The sequence below is a fragment of the Methanothermus sociabilis genome, from assembly GCF_055392295.1.
The window spans coordinates 961,947-985,948 of the sequence record NZ_AP042467.1 but is presented as its reverse complement, the minus strand read 5'-3'; the positions used below and the strand labels follow the sequence as shown (position 1 = coordinate 985,948).

Annotated in this window: 23 protein-coding genes; 14 read left to right on the top strand and 9 right to left on the bottom strand. The window is 32.0% G+C overall.

Features of this window, described 5'->3' with window-relative positions; genetic code table 11:
• Position 1 precedes the first annotated feature (1 nt).
• Genes hmgA through ACZ5LY_RS05355 form a run of 3 tightly spaced genes read right to left on the bottom strand, consistent with a single transcriptional unit; the run spans position 2 to position 2,812 of the window.
• Positions 2-1,207, bottom strand: coding sequence for a hydroxymethylglutaryl-CoA reductase (NADPH) (gene hmgA / locus ACZ5LY_RS05365; protein WP_148217871.1), 1,206 nt, complete (start codon positions 1,205-1,207; stop codon positions 2-4).
• 5 nt (positions 1,208-1,212) lie between these two features.
• On the bottom strand, positions 1,213-2,067 hold the full coding sequence (gene sucD / locus ACZ5LY_RS05360; RefSeq protein ID WP_013413094.1) for a succinate--CoA ligase subunit alpha: 855 nt from the start codon (positions 2,065-2,067) through the stop codon (positions 1,213-1,215).
• A 16-nt stretch (positions 2,068-2,083) separates the two neighbouring features.
• Positions 2,084-2,812 carry a hypothetical protein gene (locus tag ACZ5LY_RS05355; RefSeq protein WP_464577281.1) on the bottom strand — a complete coding sequence of 243 codons (729 nt, stop codon included), beginning with the start codon at positions 2,810-2,812 and terminating at the stop codon, positions 2,084-2,086.
• Positions 2,813-2,864: 52 nt separating this feature from the next.
• Between ACZ5LY_RS05355 and mgtA the strand changes: the two genes are divergently transcribed.
• The 5 genes from mgtA (at position 2,865) to rpiA (ending at position 8,885) form a co-directional block, all read left to right on the top strand.
• Positions 2,865-5,582 carry a magnesium-translocating P-type ATPase gene (mgtA, locus tag ACZ5LY_RS05350; protein WP_464577279.1) on the top strand — a complete coding sequence of 906 codons (2,718 nt, stop codon included), beginning with the start codon at positions 2,865-2,867 and terminating at the stop codon, positions 5,580-5,582.
• A 90-nt stretch (positions 5,583-5,672) separates the two neighbouring features.
• Entirely contained in the window at positions 5,673-6,665 is a 993-nt protein-coding gene (locus ACZ5LY_RS05345; protein WP_464577277.1) for a nicotinate phosphoribosyltransferase, read from the top strand.
• A gap of 17 nt (positions 6,666-6,682) precedes the next feature.
• Positions 6,683-7,726, top strand: a complete 1,044-nt coding sequence (locus tag ACZ5LY_RS05340; RefSeq protein WP_013413090.1) for an NAD(P)-dependent glycerol-1-phosphate dehydrogenase — start codon at positions 6,683-6,685, stop codon at positions 7,724-7,726.
• Positions 7,727-7,745: 19 nt separating this feature from the next.
• Positions 7,746-8,198, top strand: a complete 453-nt coding sequence (locus tag ACZ5LY_RS05335; protein ID WP_013413089.1) for a UPF0179 family protein — start codon at positions 7,746-7,748, stop codon at positions 8,196-8,198.
• Between the two features lie 12 nt (positions 8,199-8,210).
• The gene (gene rpiA, locus ACZ5LY_RS05330; RefSeq protein WP_464577274.1) at positions 8,211-8,885 is read left to right on the top strand and encodes a ribose-5-phosphate isomerase RpiA; all 675 of its coding nucleotides are present in this window, start codon (positions 8,211-8,213) and stop codon (positions 8,883-8,885) included.
• Positions 8,886-8,887: 2 nt separating this feature from the next.
• Here the strand turns inward: rpiA and ACZ5LY_RS05325 are convergent, their stop codons facing one another.
• A complete protein-coding gene (locus ACZ5LY_RS05325) occupies positions 8,888-9,082 on the bottom strand; it encodes a hypothetical protein (protein ID WP_013413087.1) in 195 nt (64 codons plus the stop codon).
• 91 nt (positions 9,083-9,173) lie between these two features.
• On the opposite strand from ACZ5LY_RS05325, the gene pyrB reads away from it, so the two are divergent.
• Positions 9,174-10,085, top strand: a complete 912-nt coding sequence (gene pyrB / locus ACZ5LY_RS05320; RefSeq protein WP_013413086.1) for an aspartate carbamoyltransferase — start codon at positions 9,174-9,176, stop codon at positions 10,083-10,085.
• On the opposite strand, the gene ACZ5LY_RS05315 is transcribed toward pyrB, so the two are convergent.
• Together ACZ5LY_RS05315 and glmS are read right to left on the bottom strand one after the other, a co-directional pair.
• Positions 10,078-11,223, bottom strand: a complete 1,146-nt coding sequence (locus tag ACZ5LY_RS05315; protein WP_464578003.1) for a Cdc6/Cdc18 family protein — start codon at positions 11,221-11,223, stop codon at positions 10,078-10,080. The two genes, pyrB and ACZ5LY_RS05315, sit on opposite strands and share 8 nt — an antisense overlap.
• Before the next feature lie 18 nt (positions 11,224-11,241).
• Entirely contained in the window at positions 11,242-13,023 is a 1,782-nt protein-coding gene (glmS, locus tag ACZ5LY_RS05310; RefSeq protein ID WP_464577271.1) for a glutamine--fructose-6-phosphate transaminase (isomerizing), read from the bottom strand.
• 121 nt (positions 13,024-13,144) lie between these two features.
• Between glmS and purC the strand changes: the two genes are divergently transcribed.
• Genes purC through purQ form a run of 3 tightly spaced genes read left to right on the top strand, consistent with a single transcriptional unit; the run spans position 13,145 to position 14,753 of the window.
• Entirely contained in the window at positions 13,145-13,858 is a 714-nt protein-coding gene (purC, locus tag ACZ5LY_RS05305) for a phosphoribosylaminoimidazolesuccinocarboxamide synthase (RefSeq protein ID WP_464577269.1), read from the top strand.
• The gene (gene purS, locus ACZ5LY_RS05300) at positions 13,855-14,106 is read left to right on the top strand and encodes a phosphoribosylformylglycinamidine synthase subunit PurS (RefSeq protein ID WP_013414365.1); all 252 of its coding nucleotides are present in this window, start codon (positions 13,855-13,857) and stop codon (positions 14,104-14,106) included. The genes purC and purS overlap by 4 nt, the downstream gene beginning before the upstream one ends.
• The gene (gene purQ, locus ACZ5LY_RS05295) at positions 14,103-14,753 is read left to right on the top strand and encodes a phosphoribosylformylglycinamidine synthase subunit PurQ (protein WP_013414364.1); all 651 of its coding nucleotides are present in this window, start codon (positions 14,103-14,105) and stop codon (positions 14,751-14,753) included. Before purS ends, purQ begins: the two co-directional genes overlap by 4 nt.
• Before the next feature lie 19 nt (positions 14,754-14,772).
• Here the strand turns inward: purQ and ACZ5LY_RS05290 are convergent, their stop codons facing one another.
• The gene (locus ACZ5LY_RS05290; protein ID WP_464577266.1) at positions 14,773-18,954 is read right to left on the bottom strand and encodes a hypothetical protein; all 4,182 of its coding nucleotides are present in this window, start codon (positions 18,952-18,954) and stop codon (positions 14,773-14,775) included.
• A gap of 161 nt (positions 18,955-19,115) precedes the next feature.
• Here ACZ5LY_RS05290 and cobA point away from each other — a divergent pair, with 161 nt between their 5' ends.
• The 5 genes from cobA to ACZ5LY_RS05265 are packed head-to-tail and all read left to right on the top strand — an operon-like array spanning position 19,116 to position 23,057.
• Entirely contained in the window at positions 19,116-19,850 is a 735-nt protein-coding gene (gene cobA / locus ACZ5LY_RS05285; RefSeq protein ID WP_013414363.1) for a uroporphyrinogen-III C-methyltransferase, read from the top strand.
• Positions 19,840-20,622, top strand: coding sequence for a uroporphyrinogen-III synthase (locus tag ACZ5LY_RS05280; RefSeq protein WP_464577264.1), 783 nt, complete (start codon positions 19,840-19,842; stop codon positions 20,620-20,622). The genes cobA and ACZ5LY_RS05280 overlap by 11 nt, the downstream gene beginning before the upstream one ends.
• A complete protein-coding gene (locus ACZ5LY_RS05275; RefSeq protein WP_013414361.1) occupies positions 20,618-20,887 on the top strand; it encodes a signal recognition particle protein Srp19 in 270 nt (89 codons plus the stop codon). Before ACZ5LY_RS05280 ends, ACZ5LY_RS05275 begins: the two co-directional genes overlap by 5 nt.
• The gene (gene recJ / locus ACZ5LY_RS05270; protein WP_464577262.1) at positions 20,884-22,251 is read left to right on the top strand and encodes a single-stranded-DNA-specific exonuclease RecJ; all 1,368 of its coding nucleotides are present in this window, start codon (positions 20,884-20,886) and stop codon (positions 22,249-22,251) included. The genes ACZ5LY_RS05275 and recJ overlap by 4 nt, the downstream gene beginning before the upstream one ends.
• Complete coding sequence (locus tag ACZ5LY_RS05265; RefSeq protein ID WP_013414359.1) at positions 22,248-23,057, top strand: DUF7839 domain-containing protein; 810 nt, start codon at positions 22,248-22,250, stop codon at positions 23,055-23,057. Before recJ ends, ACZ5LY_RS05265 begins: the two co-directional genes overlap by 4 nt.
• Here the strand turns inward: ACZ5LY_RS05265 and ACZ5LY_RS05260 are convergent.
• Positions 23,054-23,461, bottom strand: a complete 408-nt coding sequence (locus ACZ5LY_RS05260; RefSeq protein WP_013414358.1) for a universal stress protein — start codon at positions 23,459-23,461, stop codon at positions 23,054-23,056. The two genes, ACZ5LY_RS05265 and ACZ5LY_RS05260, sit on opposite strands and share 4 nt — an antisense overlap.
• Entirely contained in the window at positions 23,451-24,002 is a 552-nt protein-coding gene (locus tag ACZ5LY_RS05255; protein ID WP_464577259.1) for a flavin reductase family protein, read from the bottom strand. The genes ACZ5LY_RS05260 and ACZ5LY_RS05255 overlap by 11 nt, the downstream gene beginning before the upstream one ends.

The following is a 24,002-nucleotide window of genomic DNA, read 5'->3' as shown; positions in this document are numbered from 1 at the left end:
CTTATCCTCTTCCAAGCTCTTTATGAGCTCTTGCAAGATGTCCGGCACCCAATGCAGCCATTAAAGATAATTCACCAGCTAAAACTACTCCAGCCATTATCTCAGCAAATTTCTGCACTTTGTTTGATCCTTTTACACCCATAATACTTAAACACTCTTGTGCTGTTTCTAAGCCAGTGCCTCCACCAACTGTTGCCAATGGTACGTCAGGCAATGTAACAGAGAAATATAAATCTCCATCTTCATTTTCTTCTGCAACTGTTATTCCTAAACTACCTTCAACAATTTGAGCTTCATCTTGACCTGTAGCTAAAAATAATGCACCTATCATGTTGGCATAATGAGCATTAAATCCCATACTTCCTGCAATCGCTGATCCTACAAAATTTTTAGCCATGTTAACTTCAACAATAGATTTTGGAGTTGTTTTTAATTTGTTTTTTACAATATCTCTTGGCACAGTAACTTCTGCTACAACACTTTTGCCTCGTCCTTCTATTAAATTTATTGCAGCTGGTTTTTTATCTGTGCATACATTTCCACTGAGTGATACAACATGAGCATTTGTTTCATTCTCCAAAATTTTTAAAGCTTCTTCGGTTGCAATTGTTACCATATTCATTCCCATACTATCCCCTGTTGTAAAAACAAATCTTGGAAAAACATAATTACCAACAATGAGAATTGGATCTATTTTTATTAGTTTTCCATGTCGTGTCGTTGATTCAGCAGCTGCCTTCAATCTATCAAAATTATCTTCAATCCACTTTTTTAACTTAACAGCCTCAACTACAGATTTTGTTTTGATTACAGGAGCCCTTGTCATTTTGTCTCCGATTATTCTTGTTTTTGCACCTCCAGACTCTGTTATTGCTGAACAACCTCTATTAATTGAAGCAACTAATGCCCCTTCAGATGTAGCTAATGGAACATAAAATTCTCCTTTTGCATATTCTCCATTTATCTTCAGTGGCCCTGCAACTCCTAGGGGTATTTGTACAGCCCCTATACTATTTTCAATGTTTTTTCTCAATGCATTTTCCATGTCAATGGTATATTTAGATACATGTTCTAATTTTGTCCCTGTAACTTCTTCTATAAATTTTCTTCTAACTTTGGTTGCTTTATCTGCTGATAAATACTTATCAACTTCATATAATTTAATTTCGCCTTTTAATAATTTTTTTAAAACCTCTTTTTCATTCATTTTCATCACATCTCTCTAATAATATCAACCACTTCGGAAGGTTTTTTTACAACATATGCACCTGCATCTTTCAATGCATTTATCTTACTTTCTGCAGTTCCTTTGCCTCCCTCAATTATCGCTCCAGCATGACCCATTCTCTTACCTGGAGGTGCTGTAAATCCTGCTATAAATGCAATAACAGGTTTTGACATCTTATTTATATATTTTGCGGCTCTTTCTTCTGCATCACCGCCAATTTCACCTATCAATAATACAACATCAGTGTCAGGATCTTTTTCAAACATTCTAAGTACATCGACAAAATCTAAGCCAGTTATTAAATCACCGCCAATTCCTAAACATGTGCTCTGTCCAAACCCAGCCTCTGTTATTTTACTTGCAAACTCATACATTAGAGTTCCACTACGTGACACAATGCCTACATTACCTTCTCTGAAAATATGATGTGGCATTATTCCTAGTTTACCTACACCTGGCGTGATTATACCAGGAGTGTTTGGTCCAATCACTATAGTATTCATTCTATTTGCATATTCAATAATTTCCATAGTATCATGAGAAACCATGTGCTCAGTTATAATTACTACTAGATCCAAGTGTTTTATTGCCTCAAATGCAGCATCCTTAGCAAATTGACTAGGAACAAAGATTATTGATGCATTTACATCCACATGTTCTTTTGCCTCTTCTATTGAATTATATACATCCACTCCCGCAACCTTTTTTCCACCTTTTCCTGGCGTTACACCAGCAACTATTTTTGTACCATATTCAAGCATTTGTTTTGTATGAAAAGATCCTTGTCTACCAGTAATACCTTGCACAAGGCATCTTACATTTTCATCAAGAATTATCAACCTGATTCCTCCTTTATTAAGGTTTGAGAACTTTAAATCTATGTTCAAATGGAACTGCTAAATCTATAACATTGCCATTCATAAAAGCAGTTATTGTAAAAATAACACTACCGGGGATAACATATGATGGCGAGGCTCTTTTAACTAAATAAACATTTTCATTGCCTATTGCCGCACCTATCATTGCTCCAGCTACGGTGCCAATATTTTTCATGTCCTCAATTGTTGCAACTACAACTGGATCATCAGTATTTCCAGATACATATCCTACTCCAGGTATGTTCTTTACATTTGAATTTATTTTTTGACTAACATCTGTTACTCCTTCCATGCCCTCAGCTGCAGATATTACAGAATTAGCAACTTTATTTACAATAGATTCTCCACCATAAGTATCAAATGAGACTATGATAGCATCATGGTATCTATCTTTACGTGCTTTTGCTTCGGCATATGATATTCCTTCACCAGCCTTTTTTGGGTCTGAAGAAATTCCGGCAATGTCACCAATATCCTCAGCATTTTCAATTAAAATCTTTACAATTTCCCTATTTACTTTTTTTACCAAGTTATCTTCAACAAATGCAGTTATAACAACGTCATCTCCAGTTATGTTAGTTAAAGCAGCTTTTTCAGCACCAATGTCCATCAATGTTGATACGTCCTTCTCTAAATTATAAATAAGTTGTTTACTACAATTTACATCGTTAATAGAAATATCTGCACCAATAGCTACAGCTTTCACTTATTGCCACCTTCCGTCTAAATAATCGATCCTCAAAAAACTATATATGTTGATGGATTTTATTATTTTAATTTTATGGGAAACAAAAAGTAAATGTGATAAAATGGATGGTAGTGACATCAGGCTTGAAAAATTAACAAAAGTTGCAAAGAAAAACATAAAGGATATTTTAAAAGAGCTAAACACGTCAAAAGATGGCTTAACAGGAAAAGAAGCTAGTAAAAGGTTAGAAAAATATGGTCCAAATGAATTACCTCGTGAAAAACCAGACCCTTGGTATAAACAATTATTGGATGCATTTATACATCCATTTATTATGGTTTTGATAATATTAGGTTTAGCATCTTTTGTCACTGATATTTTATTTGCACCTCCTGGCGAAGAAAATTGGAGGACTATAATTATAGTGGCAATAATGATAACTGTAAGTGTGTTACTCCGTTTTACACTGGAATATACATCAAATATTGAAGCTGAGAAATTAAGATCTTTAATTTACACTACTGCAACAGTTATTAGGGATGGTCGAAAAAAAGAGATAAAAATGGAAAAATTAGTCCCTGGAGATATTATATATTTATCTGCAGGAGACATGATCCCAGCAGATGTTAGAATTATCGAATCTAAAGATTTATTTATAAATGAAGCCACTATAACAGGTGAATCAGAACCTGTAGAAAAATGTCCTAAATTAAGTGAAGAAAAAATAAGAAAAAAGCATTTAAGCATTGGTGAATTAGATAACATATGTTTTATGGGTACTAATGTTATAAGCGGATATGCAACAGCAGTAGTTGTGTCAACAGGGAAAAATACTTACTTTGGTTCAATAACAAAATCTATAGTTGGTAAAAAGGTTACTACGACTTTTGAAAGAGATGTTGTAGATGTAACAAAACTTCTAATAAAATTCATGACAGTGATGGTTCCTCTAGTTTTCATTATAAATTTTTTTACAAAGCATGATTGGTTAGATTCATTGTTGTTTGCTTTAGCAGTTGGCGTTGGAATAACTCCTGAAATGCTGCCCATGGTTGTAACAGCAAACTTGGCTAAAAGTGCAATAAAAATGGCAAAACGTAAAACTATCGTCAAAAAATTGGATTCTATACAAAATTTTGGAAATATGGACGTACTTTGTACAGATAAAACCGGGACACTGACTTTAAATAAAATATTTGTAGAAAAACATGTGGATATTTCTGGAGAAGAAAATGAAAACGTTCTGAAATATGCATATTTAAACAGCTATTATCAAACAGGATTAAAAAGTGCATTGGATGATGCAATATTAAAATATGGCAGAGAAAGAAAATTTAATGGTTTAGAGAGTAAGTTTAAAAAATTAGATGAAATTCCTTTTGATTTTACAAGACGTAGAATTTCTGTATTACTTAAAGACAAAGAAGGCGATGGTGGAAATTTATTAGTTACAAAAGGTGCAGTAGAAGAATTACTTTCTATTTGCAAATGGGTTGAATATAATAATAGAATCGTAAAATTGACAAAAGAAATGGTTAGAAAAGCCTTAGAGATTGTTGAAGACTTAAATGAAGATGGTATGAGAGTTTTAGCTGTAGCTAAGAAAAATAAATTAAATAAAAAGACAATTACTTCAGAAGATGAACAAGATATGATACTTCTTGGTTTCATAGCTTTTTTAGATCCTCCAAAGGAATCTGCACTACCTGCAATAAAAGCATTGAAAAAACATGGAGTAGATGTAAAAATTCTCACTGGTGACAACGAAATTGTTACAAAGAAAATTTGTAAAGAGGTAAATCTTCCAATTAAGGGAATTTTACTAGGAGAAGAAATAGAAGACATGAGTTTTGATGAATTAGTTGAAGTTGTGGAAGATATAACAATTTTTGCAAAAGTTTCTCCTCAACAAAAATTGAAAATCATAAAAGCACTGAAAAAAAGAGGACATGTTGTTGGATATCTAGGCGATGGTGTTAATGATGTACCTTCATTAAGAGAGTCTGACGTAGGCATATCTGTAGATACTGGTGTAGACGCTGCAAAAGAAGTATCAGACATAGTATTGCTGGAAAAAAATCTTATGGTTTTGGAAAGAGCTATAATTGAAGGTCGAAAAAGTTTTGCAAATAGTAGTAAATATATAGTAATTACTGCAAGCTCAAATTTTGGAAATGTATTTTCTGTACTTGTAGCAAGCTCTTTTTTACCATTCATTCCAATGCTACCACTACAACTTCTATTACTTAACTTAATTTATGATTTATCAATGACATCAATGCCCTGGGACAATGTAGATGAAAAATACATAAAAAAACCTAGAAGATGGAGTGTACCTAAGATTAGTAATTTCATGGTATGGTTTGGCCCTATTAGTTCAATTTTTGACATAATTACGTATGTCGTAATGTTTTTCATTATTTGTCCATTTGTTGTAGGGAATAGTTATTTCCACTTACCCAGAACTTTGATGCATGAATTTATTTCAACATTTCAAACTGGTTGGTTTGTTGAAAGTCTATGGACACAAACTTTAGTTGTCCATACCCTTAGGACTGAAAAAGTTCCATTTTTACAAAGCATGCCAGGAAGACCATTACTATTTTTAAGTTTGACAGGAATTACTATAGGAACTTTAATACCATTTACAATTATAGGTAGGATGTTCTCTATGAATCCATTACCTTGGCTATATTTCCCATTTTTACTTATTGTTGTATTCTCCTATCTATTCTTAGCACAAAAAATAAAAAAGATATTTATAGAGAAATTTGGTTCTCTTTTATAAATTTTTTAACAAAATTTTTAAATGTATGTCATAAGAATATAATTTGTATCAAATGATTCAATTTTATTTTTTTATGGAGGCTGGCAAAGGATGAAAGAAGATAGATTGTTTTTTTCAGCAAAACACAGTGAAATAAAAAAAGGAAAGGTAACTGATGTATATTTTTTGAAAACTATGAAAATATTAAAACATCTTAATTTAGAAGATACTGAGGTTAAAGCAGAGGTATTTGCAGGGGAATCAGGGATATTTTGTGGATTAAAAGAGGTTCTAAATTTATTGGAAGATTCTAAATGTAAAATATATTCTTTGAAGGAAGGTGAAAAATTTTCAAAAAAAGAAGTAGTATTGAGAATCGAAGGAAATTATTCAGAATTTGGAATATATGAAACAGCAATTTTAGGAATATTGGCAAGTTCATCTGGTTGGGCAACAGCAGCTTATAAATGTAAACAAGCTGCAGGAGAAAAACCAGTTGTATGTTTTGGATCAAGACATGTGCATCCATCTGTAGCACCTGTTATGGAAAGGTCAGCTAAAGTGGGAGGTGTAGATGGAGTTAGTTGTGTTTTAGCTGCAGATATACTTGGAATAAAACCATTAGGTACAATACCACATGCAGCAATATTAATAGCAGGTAGTACTGAAAAAATAGCCACTGCTTATGATGAAGTCATGCCTGAGGATGAACCCAGAATAATATTAGTTGATACTTTTAAAGATGAGGCGCAAGAATCTTTAGATATTGCAAGAATATTAGGAAAAAAACTAGAAGGAGTCCGGTTGGATACACCTAAAGAACGTGGCGGTGTTACTCCCGATTTGGTACGAGAAGTTAGAAAAAGATTAGATCTTGAAGGATTTTCACATGTGAAAATATTTGTGTCTGGAGGATTAAACCCTGAAAAAATAAAGACACTTAGTGAAGCTGGAGCTGATGCATTTGGTGTTGGTTGGTATATTTCAGCTGCACCTCCAATTGAAATGACAATGGACATAAAGGAAGTTGAAGGGAAACCAATCGCTAAAAGAGGTAGAATACCAGGAATAACTGAAAATAAAAGATTAAAGAGAGTCAAATAAACAAATGGGAGGAAAATATGCGTCAAAAAAAAATAGAACTTCCAAGAGAAATTCACACAGGTCCTGGCGTTATTAAAAAAGTTGGTGATATTTGTAAAAATTTAAGATTTAAAGGTAAAGCAACAATAGTCACAGGTCCAAAAACAATTAAAATAGCAGGTAAAAAAGTTGCTGAAAGTTTAAAGGATAAAAACTTTGACGTTAATATCATAAAAGTAAAAAAAGCTACCAAAGATGTTGTAGAAAAGGTTAAAAATAAATTGGAAGGTACCTCTATTGCCTTAGGTGTAGGTGGAGGAAAGGTTATAGATGTTGTCAAAATGGCATCAAAATATGCAAACGTACATTTCATCAGCGTTCCAACAGCCGCCACTCATGATGGCATTGCTTCCCCAAGAGCATCTATAAAAAACGATAAAGGGAGCGTTTCACTTCCTGCACACGCTCCCATTGCAGTAATAGCAGACACAGACATAATAAGGAAAGCACCATATAGATTTCTTGCTGCAGGCTGTGGAGATGTTATATCTAATTATACCGCAGTTTTAGATTGGAAACTAGCGCATAGATTACTTTATGAACGCTATAGTGAATCTTCAGCTGCTTTATCTTTAATGTCTGCTAAAATGGTAATAAAATCAGCTGATTCTATAAAAAAAGGTCTGGAAGAAAGTGCTAGGATAGTTGTTAAAGCATTGATAAGTAGTGGTATTGCTATGAGCATTGCTGGCAGCAGTCGCCCTGCCAGCGGTTCTGAACACAAGTTTAGCCATGCATTGGATATTGTTGCTCCCAAACCAGCACTTCATGGTGAACAATGTGGAGTGGGCACAATAATGATGATGTATTTACATGGTAAAGATTGGAAATTTATAAGAGATACACTTAAAAAAATTAATGCACCTACAAATGCATATGAGCTTGGCATTGATCCAGAATATATTATAGAAGCATTAACAATGGCACATAAAATTAGGAAGGAAAGATATACTATTCTAGGTGATAGAGGATTAACAAGAGCAGCTGCAAAAAGATTGGCAGAAGTAACTGGAGTAATTTAAAAAATGAAGAGGAGATAGAATGGAAGGAAAAGAGAGATTAATAACACTAATAGGTAAAAAATTGGCAAAGAAAGGCAAAATTTTCAAATTTTGTGGTCCAAGCAAAGAATGTCAAAGATGTAGGTATAGAAGTGTCTGTATAAATCCTCTTGAAAAAGGTAGATTGTATATAATAAAAGATGTTAAAGATAGAACGCACAATTGCCCAATTCATGACGAAGGTAAAGTTAAAGTTGTTGAAGTAGAAAAAGCAAAGATAACTGCATTAATAGATTCAAAAAGAGCATTTGAAGGCTCGACGATAGTATATTCACCACAGGAATGTAATAACAAACATTGTAAATTAAGAAAATTTTGTTTTCCAGAAGGATTGTTTCCTGGAGATAGATGCACCATAGTAAAAGTTCTAGGAAAAGTTCATGAGTGCCAAGAAAATTACGATCTTACTAAGGTATTATTAAAAATAGATTAAAGGTTGGATTCCATGGACTCACGAACATTGCAAAAGAAATTAGTTGGGTATGAAGCTGCAAAAAGAATTAAAGATGGCCAAGTAGTTGGTCTTGGAACTGGCACAACAGTTAAATATTTTATTGAAAAATTAGGGGAAAAGATAAAGGAAAGGGAGTTAGATATACTTGGAATTCCAACTTCTTATCAATCATTTTTATTGGCAAAAAATTGTGGTATACCTTTAACAACATTGGAAGAACATGATGTAGACATTGCTATTGATGGTGCTGATGAAGTAGACAAAAAGCTTAATTTAATTAAAGGAAAAGGAGGTGCTCATACACAAGAAAAAATAGTAGATTATTCTGCCAAAAAATTTATTGTCATTGTAGATGAATCAAAAATTGTTGATGAGCTTGGTAAATCACCTGTTCCTGTTGAAGTAATTCCATCTTCACTACGTATGGTCTGTGAAAATATAAAGAAATTAGGTGGAAAACCATCGTTAAGATTTTATAAATATACTCCTTGGATCTCAGACAATGGTAATTTTATAATAGATGTTAAATTTGATTCTATTGGAGATCCATCAAGATTGGAGAAAGAATTAAATAATATTCCTGGTGTGGTTGAAAATGGAATATTTTCTAAGAATGTTGATGAGGTGTTAGTAGGTACTAAAAATGGAATTAAAGTTTTAAAATAAATTTATGGACTACTACCAAGTTTTAATAATGTAGAGTTTCTTGCAGCGTCGACAACGTCTGAAACATTCCCACCAACGGTTTTTGAAACTGTAACTGCAACATAACCAGCAATTAATACTAAAGCTAATGCTGCAGCAACAATAAGTAATATTTCCGCACTGCTCTGTCCACATTGGTCAAGTTTGATCATAACCATATTTTTCTTCTCCTTCTTAATTTATAAATCTATTTTTAAAAGTAATTTTATATATTTTTTTGGAATAACGTTAGAATTTAGGGTGTTATAGATGTTAAAATTAAAAGACATTATCTCTATTAGAGATTTAGAAAAAAAAGATATTAAACTTATACTTAAGGTCGCCAGAAAAATGGAAAGTATAGCACGTGGAGAGAAGACTTCAAACGTTCTTGAAGGTAAAGTTTTGGGCATGATGTTCTATGAACCATCGACTAGAACTCGTCTTTCATTTGAAGCTGCTATGAAGAGATTAGGAGGTAAAGTAATCGGATTTTCTGAAGTAAGGACAAGTTCAACGATGAAAGGTGAAAATTTGGCAGATACTGCCAGGACAGTGGCACAATATTCAGATGCTATAGTGATAAGACATGAATTAGAAGGTTCAGCACGCTATGTAGCAGATCTTGTTGAAGTTCCTGTGATAAATGCTGGTGATGGAGCTGGTCAACATCCCACTCAGACTCTCCTTGATTTATATACAATAAAAAGAACATTTGGAAAAATAAATGGGTTACATGTTGCAATTCTTGGTGATTTAAAATATGGAAGAACTGTGCATTCATTGGCACATGCCTTAGCAATGTTTAATGTTAAAATGAGCTTTGTTTCTCCACCTGAACTTAAGATGCCAGAAGATATCATAGAAGATCTTAAAAATTTTGAAGTTGAAATAAACGAAACTTCAAATTTGAATGAGGTTATTGATGATATAGATGTATTATATGTTACACGTATTCAAAAAGAAAGATTTCCAGATCCACAAGAATATTCAAGAATTAAAGGTGCCTATAACATAGATGCAAAAACTTTGGAAGGAAAAGATTTAATTGTTATGCATCCTCTTCCAAGGGTAGATGAAATTTCTTATGAAGTAGATAATCTACCTTGCGCAAAATATTTTAAACAAGCCTTCTATGGTGTACCTGTTAGGATGGCTATATTAAAATTATTAATTAAATAACCCATAAAGCATCTTCTAAAAGTGAAACATCACACTGTAGTTTTATTATATTGGTTCTGCCTCTTCCTCTACCTCTAGAAACCGTGTTTGTAGAAATTATACCTAATAATTCCAATTCATTTATAAAGTCAAATATTCTTCTGTATGATACAATATCTTTACCTCTTGAAAGTTTTTTATAAGTTTCATATAATTTTCCTGAAGTTATTTCTTCATTTCTTTTTGTTAAATAAAGTATTGCCTCTAAAACACGTTGCTGTTGAGCTGGGAGCGTTGAAACAATTTCTACAATTTTATTATGTTCGATGTATTCTTTTGCTTCTCTTACAAATTCACCTTTAACAATGTCAGAGCCTCTTTCATCTGCTATTTCACCTGCAGTTCTTAAAAGATCTAGGGCATATCTTGCATCACCTTCTTCTTTAGCTGCTAGTGCTGCACATAAAGGTATTACATCATCCTCTAATACATTTTTTTTGAAAGCCATGTCAGCCCTTTCTTCTAAAATATCAACTAATTGATTTGCACCATATGGTGGAAAAACGATCTCTCTGTCGCGTAAACTACTTTTTACTCTAGGTTTAATGAATCGTTTAAAATCAACGTAGTTACTGATAGATAAAATAGATACGTTATCAGTTCTTGTTAGTGTGTATAGAAGTCCGTCCCCATCTTTTCTAAGTAATATATCAATTTCATCAAGTATCACAATCAAAATAGGTTTCTCATCATAAACATTTCTACGCAATGTATCTTTAAAAACATTTATAACTTCTGCCTTTGTCCATCCCCTAAATGGTACATCTTTACCCATTAGTTGGCAAAGTCTTGCAAGAACTTGGTATTCTGTACTATAATCTGTACATCTGATATATTCAACTCTAACGTTAGGTTCAGCTATTTCTTTCAATTGTTTCATGACAAATTTTGCTACAGCGGTTTTTCCAGTGCCTGTTTTACCATAGATTGTTATGTTAGGTGGTGTAACTCCATCTAAAGCTTCTTTCCAATATTTTGCTATTGATTTTATTTGTTTTTCTCTATGTGGGAGCTTATCAGGTAAAAAACGATGATCTAAATATTTTTTGTTTTTAAATACACTTTTTCCGCCACTTAAATCATCAAAAATATTCATCAGAACCCAACCTAATAGAAACTACTCTACAGTAACAGATTTCGCAAGATTTCTAGGTTTATCAGGATCTATACCTCTTCCAACACTAGTGTAATATGCAAAAAGTTGTAGAGGAACTATGTATACTAATGGTGAAAGAAATTCATCTACACTAGGATCAATTGGTATGAATTCATCTGAAATTTCTTTTAAATCTTTGTTATTTTTAGATCCAAGTGCTATAACTTTTGATCCTCTTGCTTTTACTTCTTCTATATTTCCCAATGTTTTATCATAACTTTCTCCTGGAGGTGCTATTGAAACTACAGGAACATTTTCTTCTATTAATGCCAATGGACCATGCTTTAGTTCTCCTGCTGCATATCCTTCAGCATGAATATAACTTATTTCTTTAAGTTTAAGTGCTCCTTCAAGTGCTGTTGGGTATGAAAAACCTCTTCCTATGAAAAACACATCATGAGCATCTTTGTATTTCTCAGAAATTTTCTTTATTTTATTTTCTAATTTTATTGTATTTTTCACAATTTCAGGAATTTTTTTGAGGGAATCAATTATTTCATCTTTACCTGATAGTGAGGCTGCAAGCATGTAGATGCATGTCAATTGAGTTAAATATGTTTTTGTGGCAGCGACGCCTATTTCAGGTCCTGCACGTGTATAGATAACATATTCAGCTTCCCTTGTAGCCGTGCTTCCAACAACGTTAACAATAGCTAATGTTTTAGATTTATTTTTAGCCATCCTTATAGCACTGATCGTGTCTGCAGTTTCTCCTGACTGAGTTATGAAAATCACCAATGTATTTTTATCTAGGGTCTTGACAGAATATTTAAATTCTGAAGCTAAAATTACGTCTGTTGGAATACCTAACAATTTTTCAAATACATATTTACCTACTAAAGATGCATGGTATGAAGTTCCACATGCAACAAAACATATTCTCTTTATATTTTTTAGTTTTTTAGCAACTTTTTTGACTTCATTGAGTTCTCTAAGTGTTTCTCTGATTGCATTAGGTCCTTCATGAATTTCTTTTATTGTAAAGTGATCATATCCAGATTTTTCTGCCATTTCTGGTGTCCAGTCAACCTCTTTAATTTCTTTATTAATAATTTCTCCATCAAAATTTTTAATGACCACATCATCATTTGTTATAATTGCCATTTCTCTTTCATCCAAATAGATGAATTTATTTGTATATTCAAGGACTGCTGGCATGTCTGATGCTAAAAAAAGTCCATGATCACTTATTCCAACAACTAAAGGACTTTCATTTCGCATGCCTATTATTTTATCAGGTTCATGTACAGACATTATTAATAAAGCATATGAACCTTTAAGACGTTTTGCAGTTTTTCGGGCAGCTTCTTCTAAATTTTTACTTTCTTTTAAATATTTTTCTATAAGATGTGCAATAACTTCTGTATCAGTTTCTGATCTAAATTTATGACCTTCTTTTTTTAATTCTTTCTTTAGTTCATTAAAATTTTCTATAATACCATTATGTACAACAACTATTTCATTATTACAATCTGAGTGAGGATGTGCATTAAACTGTGTGGGAGGACCATGTGTAGCCCATCTAACATGCCCAATGCCCATTTTTCCAGGTAATTCTAAAAAGTTTAATCTTTTACTTACTTCATCAATTTTGCCACTGTCTTTTTTAATGTATATTTTGCTACCATTGAGCGTTGCCATGCCCACTGAGTCATAGCCTCTGTATTCCAATCTTTTTAAACAATTTAGAAGTACTGGAGCAGCTTCACTGTCTTTTAGTATACAGCCTGCAATACCACACATTTGATCACCTGTAAATTCTTTTAAAGTGAAGAAATAAACTTAATAGTTGAGACCAGACATAAACAATTTTTAATATATTCTCTTAAAAATTTTTCGCAAATAGTTTTTGAGGTGTAAATAAATGAAACTTGGGAAATTGTTGCATAGAGGCAAAGTAAAAGATGTATATGAAACTGATAATCCTTCCCATTTAATAATTAAATTTAGAGATGACATAACTGCTGGAGATGGTGCAAAAAAAGATAAAATACATAAAAAAGGATATTATTGTTCTATAATATCTGCAAAACTTTTTAAGGTTTTAGAGGAGAATGGAATAGATACTCATTTTATTAAGTTATTAAAACCAAGATATATGCTTGTTTCAAAACTTAAAATGATACCCTTAGAAGTTATAGTTAGAAATATAGCTACGGGGAGCATTGTAAAGCGTTATCCATTTAAAGAAGGGGAAAAATTTAAAAAACCCATAGTACAACTGGATTATAAAAGTGATGAATATGGAGATCCTATGTTAAATGATGATATAGCTGAAGCTTTAGGTATAGCAAATAAAAAAGAACTTAAAGAAATTAAACGTATAGCACTTAAAGCAAACGAAATTTTGAAAAAATTTTTAGATAAAAAGGGTTTCATACTTCCTGATATTAAATTTGAATTTGGAATAGATGAAAATGGAAAATTAGTACTAGGCGATGAAATTAGTCCTGACACTTGTAGGTTATGGGAAAAGAAAACTAAAGAATCTTTTGACAAAGACATATTTAGGAAGGGTAGATCAGGAGTTGGAAAAGCATACAAAAGAGTTGCAGAGATAATAGGTGACAAAATATGAAATATAGGGTAAAAATTAAAATAAAGCTAAAGAAGGGAATGTTAGATCCTGAAGCTTTGGCAATAAAAAAAGGATTGTCCCTCCTAGGTTACGATGTGGAAAATACAAGGACTGCAAATCTAATATATTTCGAAATGAATGGAAAAGATAAGAAAAGTGTAGTAGATAGTGTGGAAGATATGTGCAAAAGATTGTTATGTAATCCAGTTATTCATGATTATAAAATAGATGTGAAGCGGATATCATGAGGATTGGAATAATTAGATTCCCAGGATCTAATTGTGATAGAGATGTTTATCATGCAGTAAAACTTGCTGGTGGAAAGCCAGAGTATATACGATGGGACCAAAGAGATATATCTCATTTAGATGCTGCTATAATACCTGGTGGTTTTTCATATGGTGATTATTTAAGGGCAGGTGCTATAGCATCCGTAACTCCTGTAATAGATGGTATTAAAGAATTGGTAAAAGATGAAAAACCAGTTTTAGGAATTTGTAATGGTGCTCAAATACTTGCAGAAGCATCACTGGTACCGGGAGTTTTTACAATCAATAAAAATGTTAAATTTATTTGCAGATGGACAGAACTTAAGGTTAAGACAACAAGAACTCCTTTTACACACCTTTATTCTAAAAATGAAATAATTAAAATGCCAATTGCACATGCTGAGGGTAGATATTACGTTAAAGATGTTGATGAGCTTTATAAAAATGACCAAGTAGTTTTAAAATTTCATAAAGAAAATTTGAATGGCTCTATAGATTCAATAACTGGTGTATGTGATAAAAGTGGGTTAGTTTGTGCAATAATGCCTCATCCTGAAAGAGCATCGGAATCTATTTTAGGTTCAGAAGATGGGATTAAATTTTTTAGGGGTATTGTAGAGTGGTAAAAAAAATAAAAAGTAGGCGTTATGTTTTTCTTCTATCTGATAGTCCAAGGATTATCAGGATTAATCCAAGTAATAGATAAGTTAGAGGCACTCCAGTAACTGGTATCTTAATTTTCTTTTTACCTATCTTTTCTTTTCCTCTCTTTAAGAATTTGATCTTTGTTGGTTTTGGTGGTTTTAGAACATGTGGTTTTCCAGGTTTAAGTGGTTTTGTGGGCATAATCACTTTTAAGCTAGATTTTGCCTTGTTATTCTTTACATTGTAATCAATTCCACATGTCACATTGACAATGTTTATTATTGTACCTGTGGTAACTACTCGTACCCAAACTTTGATAACTACAGTTTCATTTACACCAATATGATCTAATTTCCATGTCAATGTCCTGGTATTAGGATCATAAATTCCTGCTGGTTCACTTCTTACAAACTCAAGTCCAGAAGGTAGCATATCTGTTACATTCACATCTGTTGCATTGTCTGGTCCATTGTTCTTGACTGTTATTGTGAATGTAACCATGTCTCCAAGTCTTGCAGTTGTTGCGCTTGCATTCTTCTCTATTGAGAGATCTGCTGCACTAAGAGATAACACAGCAGATGCAGAAGTCTTGTAAACTCTGTTATCGCTAACATTCGTATTATTCAAGGAATTATACGTAACATTCGCTGTGTTATTGACGGATTTTAATAATGTCGATGTCAAGGTGGTAACATTGAAAACAAAATCCAAAGAAACACCCGGGTCAATCTCTCCAGGATTTGGAATATATTCAACAGTGCCATTCAATAAATTATAACGGAAAGTAAAACCAGGAGGTGTAGATATTTCCTTAACAGTTAGCGTGTTAAAAACAACTGGGTCCAATACATCAGAAATATAAGTCCAATATGCTGGTGACAAACCATCATTTCTAACTTTTATTGTAATCGTAACTTCTTGTCCAGGAAAAACAACTGGAGGGGATATAACCTTAGTTACATTGAGAAGTGGCTGTACTACCGTAAAATTATAATCAAACGTTGTAGGCCCTCTTATGTTGTTTGACCAATTTGCCTCTACATGATTTGTTTTATTTAAACTTATGCTGTGAGGATTTGCACTATAATCATTGGTTACTGTTACATTTAAAAGAATCTTGAATGTATTGTTGCTAGGATCATTGTCAGCATAACATACACTAGTACCGTTAAATAGAAATGTAATATTGTTTCCTTGCTGATAGAATGTACAATTTGCAAGAACTCCATTAAATCCTGTTGTATCTATGTAATAATAATTTGCATAAGAAATTCCAGGAGGTAAAACATCTGTTATTGTAAGGTTATCTACATAACTTTCAGGTAAAGTGACATTGATACAAAACGTAGCATTTTCTCCAATTGTTAAATTACTAGCATTTGTACCAAAATCACTGCTATTTATTATCTCTTTTGATATTGACACTGGTGGTATATCTACTGTTGCATTGTCAATTATTGGATCACCGATATAATTAGGCCCATCTGGTATTGATGAATAATAAATAATTTTTGCAGTATTATTATATTCAGCAGAAGGTGTAACATTTTGTATTAATGTAGCTCTGTAGTGAATTGTGACAACACCTTCAGGATTAAACACAGTATCATTCCAGATAGGGAAAGCTGTAGGTATTTTAAATATTACTAAACCATCTGTTAAATTACCTGTGTAGTTTTGACCATAAATTAAAGTATTATTTTGGCTACACCAATTATATACTTCCACTATCGTTACATTAGTAAAAACTGATGGAATGATATCCTTTATAGTGACATTATATGCATCAGCATGTCCATAATTTTTTATCACTATTGCAAAATCAATAGTATCATTTGCATCAGCGGTTGTATTTTCTAACCATTGCCAGTTATGTGCAATATCAAATATTCCTTTAGCTAAAATTAAATATGGCTCCTGGGTGAGAACTTGAGTAATAGCATTTAATGATGAAGTATAAAGAGTAGAATTTGAAAATTGTATATAAGCTAAATTACTAAGATATAACTTATCTCCAAAAGATTCATTTGTTGCTGTAACTGTAAAAAGAATATGTATAACTCTTAACAGTTGATCTGTGCTGTTAATAGTACCATAGCTAAACTTCAATGCATTGTCACTGCTAAGAACTTCTAATGTAGGCAATCTACCAATAAATGCTGTCATATTATCTTCAGGTCCTAAGGTCCAATAACCTGGGTCAGGAAGTGTCTTATTTTGATAAGAAGTAATTTGTGTTGCATTGAAAAATGGTATTGGAAGATAATCATAAATTGTTAAATTTTCAACATTTGACGTTGGTACTATCAACTTTAATGAATAGGTTACATTATCGCCGGGTCTTACAGGATATGGAAATGATACAGATGTATTTCCATTTATTGCATATACACTTTTTTCAACTACTGGACCTTGAATTAATAAATCTGTTTTTGTATCATCCTTAACTAAATTACCACTATCTAATACACCACTACCTACAGCATAATTATGTATGATATCACCAGATTTTAAATTAGAAGTATTTACATAATTCGCTGGATTTTCCCAATAAGTATCAATTTTTGTTCTAAATGTTATACTTCCATATGTAGGTCCAGCATTATTACTAGTTTCATTTAAACCTCCCACTAAAACCCCGGAAAATCCTAAAGATATTAAGAGTTGTGTAACATTAAATATAACAGTCCAAGTACCATCATTATTATGAGTTACGTTGTAAGTTCCTGGTGAAAATTGCTGATTAGTTATGGTTATATTACCTATGGTTAGGTTTAGAAGAGGTGTAAAACTGTCGTCAAATGACTGACCATCGCTAATTGTATCATTTACTGTAAAATTAGAAATTCTAAAGAAATCAGAGATCTGAAAATTAATGTAATATTCTAAAGTATCACCTGGTTTTGGGTTGGTACCATTTAAATCTTGTACAATTTTTTGTATTGCCAATGATTTTAGGTAAACCAATGAGCTGGATGTAGACGTCACCACATAATTTCCATATAATGCTGTGGCAGTGCAATTGTTTTGAGATAATACTGGCGAACCTGTTGTTGGATCAAGTACATAATTTGAATTATTATCAAATTTTGGAGCATAAACTTCATATTCTATTATTTTGTCAATTCCTTGTTGTCCTGTTATTGAATCAAAATGAATTGTTAAAATACCTCCTGGTGTAGAATTTGATGGTTGACTTACAATTACTCCTCCACCAGCATCTAAAACCTTGACAAACTGTAAGTTGCCAGGTAATTCATCCTGGATTGTTACATTATTTAAAGTAATTCCATTTGCAACATCAACTGAAATTTTAAAATTAAAATGATAATTAGGCCCAGTTGCAGTTTCGTTTTCATGTAACTCAACAGTTTTATTAATTTTTAATGCAACTGCCTTTATAGTTCCTACTGACAAATCACCCCAAATTATAGGATCAATAGATGGATTCCAAAGTGGATCATTGCCGTAATAGAAGAAAGGCTGGGCTGTAATGTTAAAAAGTGAGCCAAGCGCTGCATTTGATGACAATTTTAAATTTACAGTCATATCTGCAACTGGCTGATTTGGAGTAAAGCTACCTAAAGGATAATATAATACTATCCATTTATAATCTTGAGGTGCCCAATAAGGCCTTTCCCAGGTTGTATCATAATGTACTGGATAACCTAAAAAAGTTGCATTAATAAATTCTATTTCCGGAGGCAAAAGAATTCCAACACATGGTTGAAAACCTGTGTTATTTCCAGTATTTTTAAATAATAAATGAATTTGGAAATTTTCACCTATGAAAACATCTCCAGGAGTAATAACAGTCATGTTAGGCCATGCTGAACCTAATGAAAAATCTATTTTCATCCAATTATTTGTAATATTTATGATTTTCCATGTTGTAGCATGGCCTAATTTCCAAGCTTCTAACCTGATAGTACTTGTATTTAAATTTTTTAATTCTAATTTATATTTACCTTGGTCATTTGTAACTGTAGAATTAATAACCAAACCATTTAGATATTTTGCACTTATATTCACATCTTTCAATAAATAACTTGAATTTTTACAATCCCTAACTTCGCCTTCAATGACTACATGTGACAATGTAACATTTTGAGCATGTGTACCTTTTATTGATATTAATAATGAAAAAACCGCGATAATCAATAATAATTTTTTCCAATGCATTATACCACCAAATGAAAAATATAACTGTGATAATTTGTTTTTTTTCTGATATATAAGTTTTACTCTTGAATCATTAAATAATTCTCTAAATTAAAGTTTACTAAAGATTTAAAGTTTTTTAATATAGCTAAATTTATTAACTTAAAAATTATGGTGATTTCATGGTTGTTTATTTAGTTGGAGCTGGTCCTGGAGATCCAAAACTTATAACATTAAAAGCATTGGAAATTCTAAAAAAGGCAGATGTTATCATCTATGACCGTTTAGTCAATAAAAAAATACTTAATTATGCAAAAAAAGATGCAAAACTAATTTACGTGGGTAAAAAATCTGGGAAACACTATAAAACACAAGAAGAGATAAATAGGATATTAGTGGAAGAAGGTAAGAAAAAAAAGGTTGTTGTAAGGCTTAAAGGCGGTGATCCTTTCGTATTTGGTAGAGGCGGTGAAGAAATACTTGAATTAAAGAAAGAAAATATTCCTTTTAAAATCATACCTGGCATAACCTCTGCCATAGGAGTACCTACATCCATAGGATTACCATTGACACATCGTAAAGTTTCAAGTTCTTTTACGGTTGTAACAGGCCATGAAGACCCTAAAAAAGATGAAAAACATGTTAAATGGGATTATAAAGCAGATACATTAGTTATACTTATGGGTGTTGGAAAATTAAAAGAAAACATGAAAAAATTAATGAAATATAGAGATCCAAAGACTCCAGTTTGTGTAATAGAGAAAGGATTAACTCCTAAACAAAGAATAATCCTAGGTACAATAGATAATATCTACAAAAAAGATAATATTAAACCTCCCGCAATAATAATAGTAGGTGAAGTTATTAAAATGTTTGAGGACATAATTTTGGAGGAATGGGATGGAGATGAAGAATAAAATTATTGCCGTCACTAGACCTAAAGATAGAGCTCAGGAAGCTGTTGATATTATTGAAAAGCATGGTGGCAAGGCATTAGTTGTGCCTACTTTAGAATTAAAAAAGCTTTGTACAGAATCACTCATGAAAATTTGTAAAATTGCTGATAAACTTGATTGGGTAATTTTCACTTCTCCTTTTGCAGTGGATGCACTTCTGGAATGTTGTCCTCAATTCCCTAAAAAATTAAATAAAAATGCAAAAATAGCGGTTATAGGTCCAAAAACAAAAAAAACAGTTATTGAAAAAGGCTTAAAAGTAGATGTTGAACCACCAGAATATGTTACTGAAAGTCTTATAGAAACTCTCAAAAATTATGATATGAAAGATAAAAACGTTGCTATACCGCGCACTAAAGCAGCAAGAAAAACATTGATTAAATCATTGGAAGAAATGGGAGCAAATGTTTATGTTGCAGAAGCTTATAAATCAACTCTACCTAAAGATGTTTCCAAGATAAAAAAGTTAATAAATAAAATAATAAACAATGAAATAGATGCAATAACTTTTACAAGTCCATTAACAGTTAAAAACTTATTTAAAGTTGCAGGAAATAAAAAAGATGAAGTCATAAAAGTTTTATCTAGTAAAAAGGTTTTAGCTGCTGCAATAGGACCCATAACAGCTAATACATTATTTGAATATGGGATAGTACCTATAATTCCTCATAAATATACAGTGCGTGAAATGATATTAGAAATATTTAGGGAATTCAGGAGGATGGAAGATTGAAGCCGTCATATGGCCAGCAAACATAGATTCTAAGAAGACACGTAAAGAAGGTCGTAAAATTCCAAAAAAAGACGCAGTAAAGGATCCAACAATTAAGGAAATGTATGAAGCTGCCAAAAAACTTGGTCTTGAACCAGAAATAGAAAAAAATAAATATTATCCAAGAAGCTGGTGGGAAAGAAAAGGTAGGTTGCGCATTAAAAAAACTAAAAGTAAAATAGAAATAATGAAAAAAATTAGTAGGTTGATTAAGGCGATGAGATGAAATCTGAGTTACTTCATAAATTTCTACATGCAAAAAAAGTTATTGAAGAAGCAGAAAATGTAAACATATACACACATATAGATTGTGATGGAATATGCGCAGGTGCAATATTATCTTATTTAATGGAAGAATTAGGCAAAGATTATGAAATAGAATTTATTAACATTGATGAAATTGATGGAGTGGACATGGATTCTGATCTCACGATTTTTTCTGATTTGGGCTCTGGGCAAGAATTAGAAGAAAAAGGTAAAATATTAATTCTAGATCATCATCCGCCGATTCGTAAGCCAAAAGATGATAAAAATTTTATAGAAATAAACCCCATGTTTTATGGAATAGATGGGTCAACAGAAATTTCTGGGGGAGGTTTAGCATATCTATTATCTAAAACTTTTAATTTAAAGGAATTGAGCTGGATTGGGGTATTATCTGCAATTGGAGATATGCAAAATAGCATTGGTCAGCTTAGAGGATTAAATAGGTACATATTGAATGATAGTATCAGTTTAAAGTTATTAAAAGTTTCTAAAGATCTTACAATATATGGTAGGCAAACTAGGCCTATACATATTGCATTATCTTATTTTAATGATGTTAAGCTGCCAATAACTAATAATAAGACAGAATGTATTTTATTACTTAAAAAATTGAAAATACCTCGTAAAGATGGTGAAAAGTGGAGGACTCTATCTGATCTTAATGGAGAAGAAAAGAAAAAACTTTTTATAGAACTAATAAAAATGCTTAATAAAGAGGTTCCACGAAAATATTCAAAATATCTTCCAAAACTTATTAGTGGAGAAGTATATGATTTTTTACCTGAAGAAAGATATTCATTGTTAAGAGATCTAACAGAATTTTCAACTGCCATAAATGCATGTAGTAGAAATAAAAAGTTTGATATAGCGCTTAAAATTTTAAAAGGTGAAAGAGGGAACACTTTAAAGAAATTGGAAAAGATATTAAGAGAACATAGAAGGTATTTAGCAAAGAGTGTTAAATCTGTGAGATATGCTATATCACAAGAAAAAAATTTACAATATTTCATAGATGATATAAAACCTGAGGCAATTGGTTCGGTTGCTAATTTGGCATTGTCTTATGGTGATTGGAGGAAACCAATACTTGGTCTTACATATGTAGATGAAAATTATGTAAAAGTGTCTTTACGTTGCTCTAGATTATTTTACTTTAAAAATATACATTTTGGTAAACTCATAAAGAAAATATCTGAAAAAGTTGGAGGAAATGGAGGAGGACATGCCGTAGCTTGTGGTGCATATATACCTCAAGATAGGGAAGCAGATTTCATAGATTTGTTTGATCAAATTTTAGATAACAAATTAGGAGTGCCTATATGAAAATTTTTAAAGGAAAAGGAGAATTAACACGTTTTCAAATACTTGCTGAAATAGCGAGAAGCCAACCACATTTGAGACAACGCGACATAGCAAAAAAGATTGGAATAACCGTACAAGCAGTGTCTGAAAATATTAAAAGTTTGGTTAAAGAAGGATATGTAGAATATGGCCATAGAAGATCTGAATATAGACTCACAAAAAAAGGACTTGAAAAATTAAGAAAATATGCAATGTCTATGAAAGAATATATAAATGATATACTTGATGTAATGAGAAAATATAAAACCATATGGCCAGCAATTGCAAAAGGAAAAATAAAAAAAGGAGATTATGTTGAATTATTTCTAGAAAATGGTGTTTTGTATGCAAAAAAGATAGATTCTCCAGCAAATGCGGCTGGTGCATATGCTAAAGCTATAACAAATGCTAATGATGGAGAAGATGTAGCTGTTATGGATATAAAAGGTACAATTAATGTTCCAAAAGGAGAAGTAACAATACTTGTTCTTCCCACTATGTTTGAAGGTGGATCAAAAGCTTGTGATTTTGAAAAAATAAAAAAAATTATTGAGGAAAAATCTTTTGATAGAGTTGGAATCATGGGGACGATAGCAAGGGCAGTTGCAAACAAATTAGGAATAAAATATGATTTTGAGTTTGCGGCACCAGAATGTGCGATACATGCTGCAAACAGAGGTTTAAGTAGTCTAATATTAGCAGTTGGCAGGATGAGCGAAAGAGTATTAGAAAAACTTGAAAAAGAAAACATTCCATATACTGTAGAGGACGTAAGGAAAAGTCGTTAATATTTTTGCGGCGTGATCAATAGAGGAACATTACAATTTTCTAACATGCTTTTTGTTGTACTTCCAAGTATTATTCTCTCAAATTTGCCTTTACTTTGCGATGCCAATACTACAATGTCAGCATTTACTTTATTGGCAATCTTAGGTAAATCTTCAATAGGATTGCCTAAAATTAGTATTTCATCCACAACTACATTTTTCTTACGACCAATCTTCTGAATTCTCTTTAGTGCATTTTTTCCTTCATCCTCCATCACATCATAAGGTTGCATGAGTCTTTCATCCATCACATATACTGCTATTACCTTTCCACCTACAGACTTAGCTAAATCTATACCTACTTTTGCAGCTTTTTCAGCATTCTCTGACCCATCAGTTGCAATCATTATTTTTTTAAATGTCATGAATAAACCTCACATGGTCTCCAATTACAAACTTCTTACCACCAACATGAAGTACGGGTTTAATTTTCTCAACATTTAGCAATTCATCTTTAATGCAGTTTTTCTTGACAGTCGCATTTACTACTTTTCCAACTATTAAACAATGATCTCCTATTTCTTCAATTTTAATAGCTTTACATTCCAGATGCCCAAACGATTCCTTTATTTTTGGAGGACTGACGACTTTTGATTTTATTTCTGTCAAATTAGTCTTCTCTAACTCATTTACATCTCTAGGAAATTTTTTAGCTGTGATCCACATCATCTCAATTATATCTTCATGTACAAGATTCATTACAAATTCTTTAGTTTCCTTTATATTTTTTGTTGTGTCATGCTCTGGAACTGAAGCGAATGCAACAATAGGTGGATCCATCGATATAGGCATTGTAAATGAGAATGGTGCTGCATTGACAATCCCATCTTTACTTATTGTTGTAACAATAACTGTAGGTCGTGGTGCTAAAAGTTTATATGCAAGATTTAAACTTATTTCTTTCAC

What these genes read in the sequence shown, in the direction of transcription:
- hmgA (WP_148217871.1), bottom strand. Translation starts at nt 1,207, where the DNA reads ATGAATGAAAAAGAGGTTTTAAAAAAATTATTAAAAGGCGAAATTAAA.
- mgtA (WP_464577279.1), top strand. Translation starts at nt 2,865, where the DNA reads ATGGATTTTATTATTTTAATTTTATGGGAAACAAAAAGTAAATGTGAT.
- ACZ5LY_RS05345 (WP_464577277.1), top strand. Translation starts at nt 5,673, where the DNA reads ATGAAAGAAGATAGATTGTTTTTTTCAGCAAAACACAGTGAAATAAAA.
- ACZ5LY_RS05340 (WP_013413090.1), top strand. Translation starts at nt 6,683, where the DNA reads ATGCGTCAAAAAAAAATAGAACTTCCAAGAGAAATTCACACAGGTCCT.
- ACZ5LY_RS05335 (WP_013413089.1), top strand. Translation starts at nt 7,746, where the DNA reads ATGGAAGGAAAAGAGAGATTAATAACACTAATAGGTAAAAAATTGGCA.
- rpiA (WP_464577274.1), top strand. Translation starts at nt 8,211, where the DNA reads ATGGACTCACGAACATTGCAAAAGAAATTAGTTGGGTATGAAGCTGCA.
- ACZ5LY_RS05325 (WP_013413087.1), bottom strand. Translation starts at nt 9,082, where the DNA reads ATGGTTATGATCAAACTTGACCAATGTGGACAGAGCAGTGCGGAAATA.
- pyrB (WP_013413086.1), top strand. Translation starts at nt 9,174, where the DNA reads ATGTTAAAATTAAAAGACATTATCTCTATTAGAGATTTAGAAAAAAAA.
- glmS (WP_464577271.1), bottom strand. Translation starts at nt 13,023, where the DNA reads ATGTGTGGTATTGCAGGCTGTATACTAAAAGACAGTGAAGCTGCTCCA.
- purC (WP_464577269.1), top strand. Translation starts at nt 13,145, where the DNA reads ATGAAACTTGGGAAATTGTTGCATAGAGGCAAAGTAAAAGATGTATAT.
- purS (WP_013414365.1), top strand. Translation starts at nt 13,855, where the DNA reads ATGAAATATAGGGTAAAAATTAAAATAAAGCTAAAGAAGGGAATGTTA.
- purQ (WP_013414364.1), top strand. Translation starts at nt 14,103, where the DNA reads ATGAGGATTGGAATAATTAGATTCCCAGGATCTAATTGTGATAGAGAT.
- ACZ5LY_RS05290 (WP_464577266.1), bottom strand. Translation starts at nt 18,954, where the DNA reads ATGCATTGGAAAAAATTATTATTGATTATCGCGGTTTTTTCATTATTA.
- cobA (WP_013414363.1), top strand. Translation starts at nt 19,116, where the DNA reads ATGGTTGTTTATTTAGTTGGAGCTGGTCCTGGAGATCCAAAACTTATA.
- ACZ5LY_RS05280 (WP_464577264.1), top strand. Translation starts at nt 19,840, where the DNA reads ATGAAGAATAAAATTATTGCCGTCACTAGACCTAAAGATAGAGCTCAG.
- recJ (WP_464577262.1), top strand. Translation starts at nt 20,884, where the DNA reads ATGAAATCTGAGTTACTTCATAAATTTCTACATGCAAAAAAAGTTATT.
- ACZ5LY_RS05265 (WP_013414359.1), top strand. Translation starts at nt 22,248, where the DNA reads ATGAAAATTTTTAAAGGAAAAGGAGAATTAACACGTTTTCAAATACTT.
- ACZ5LY_RS05260 (WP_013414358.1), bottom strand. Translation starts at nt 23,461, where the DNA reads ATGACATTTAAAAAAATAATGATTGCAACTGATGGGTCAGAGAATGCT.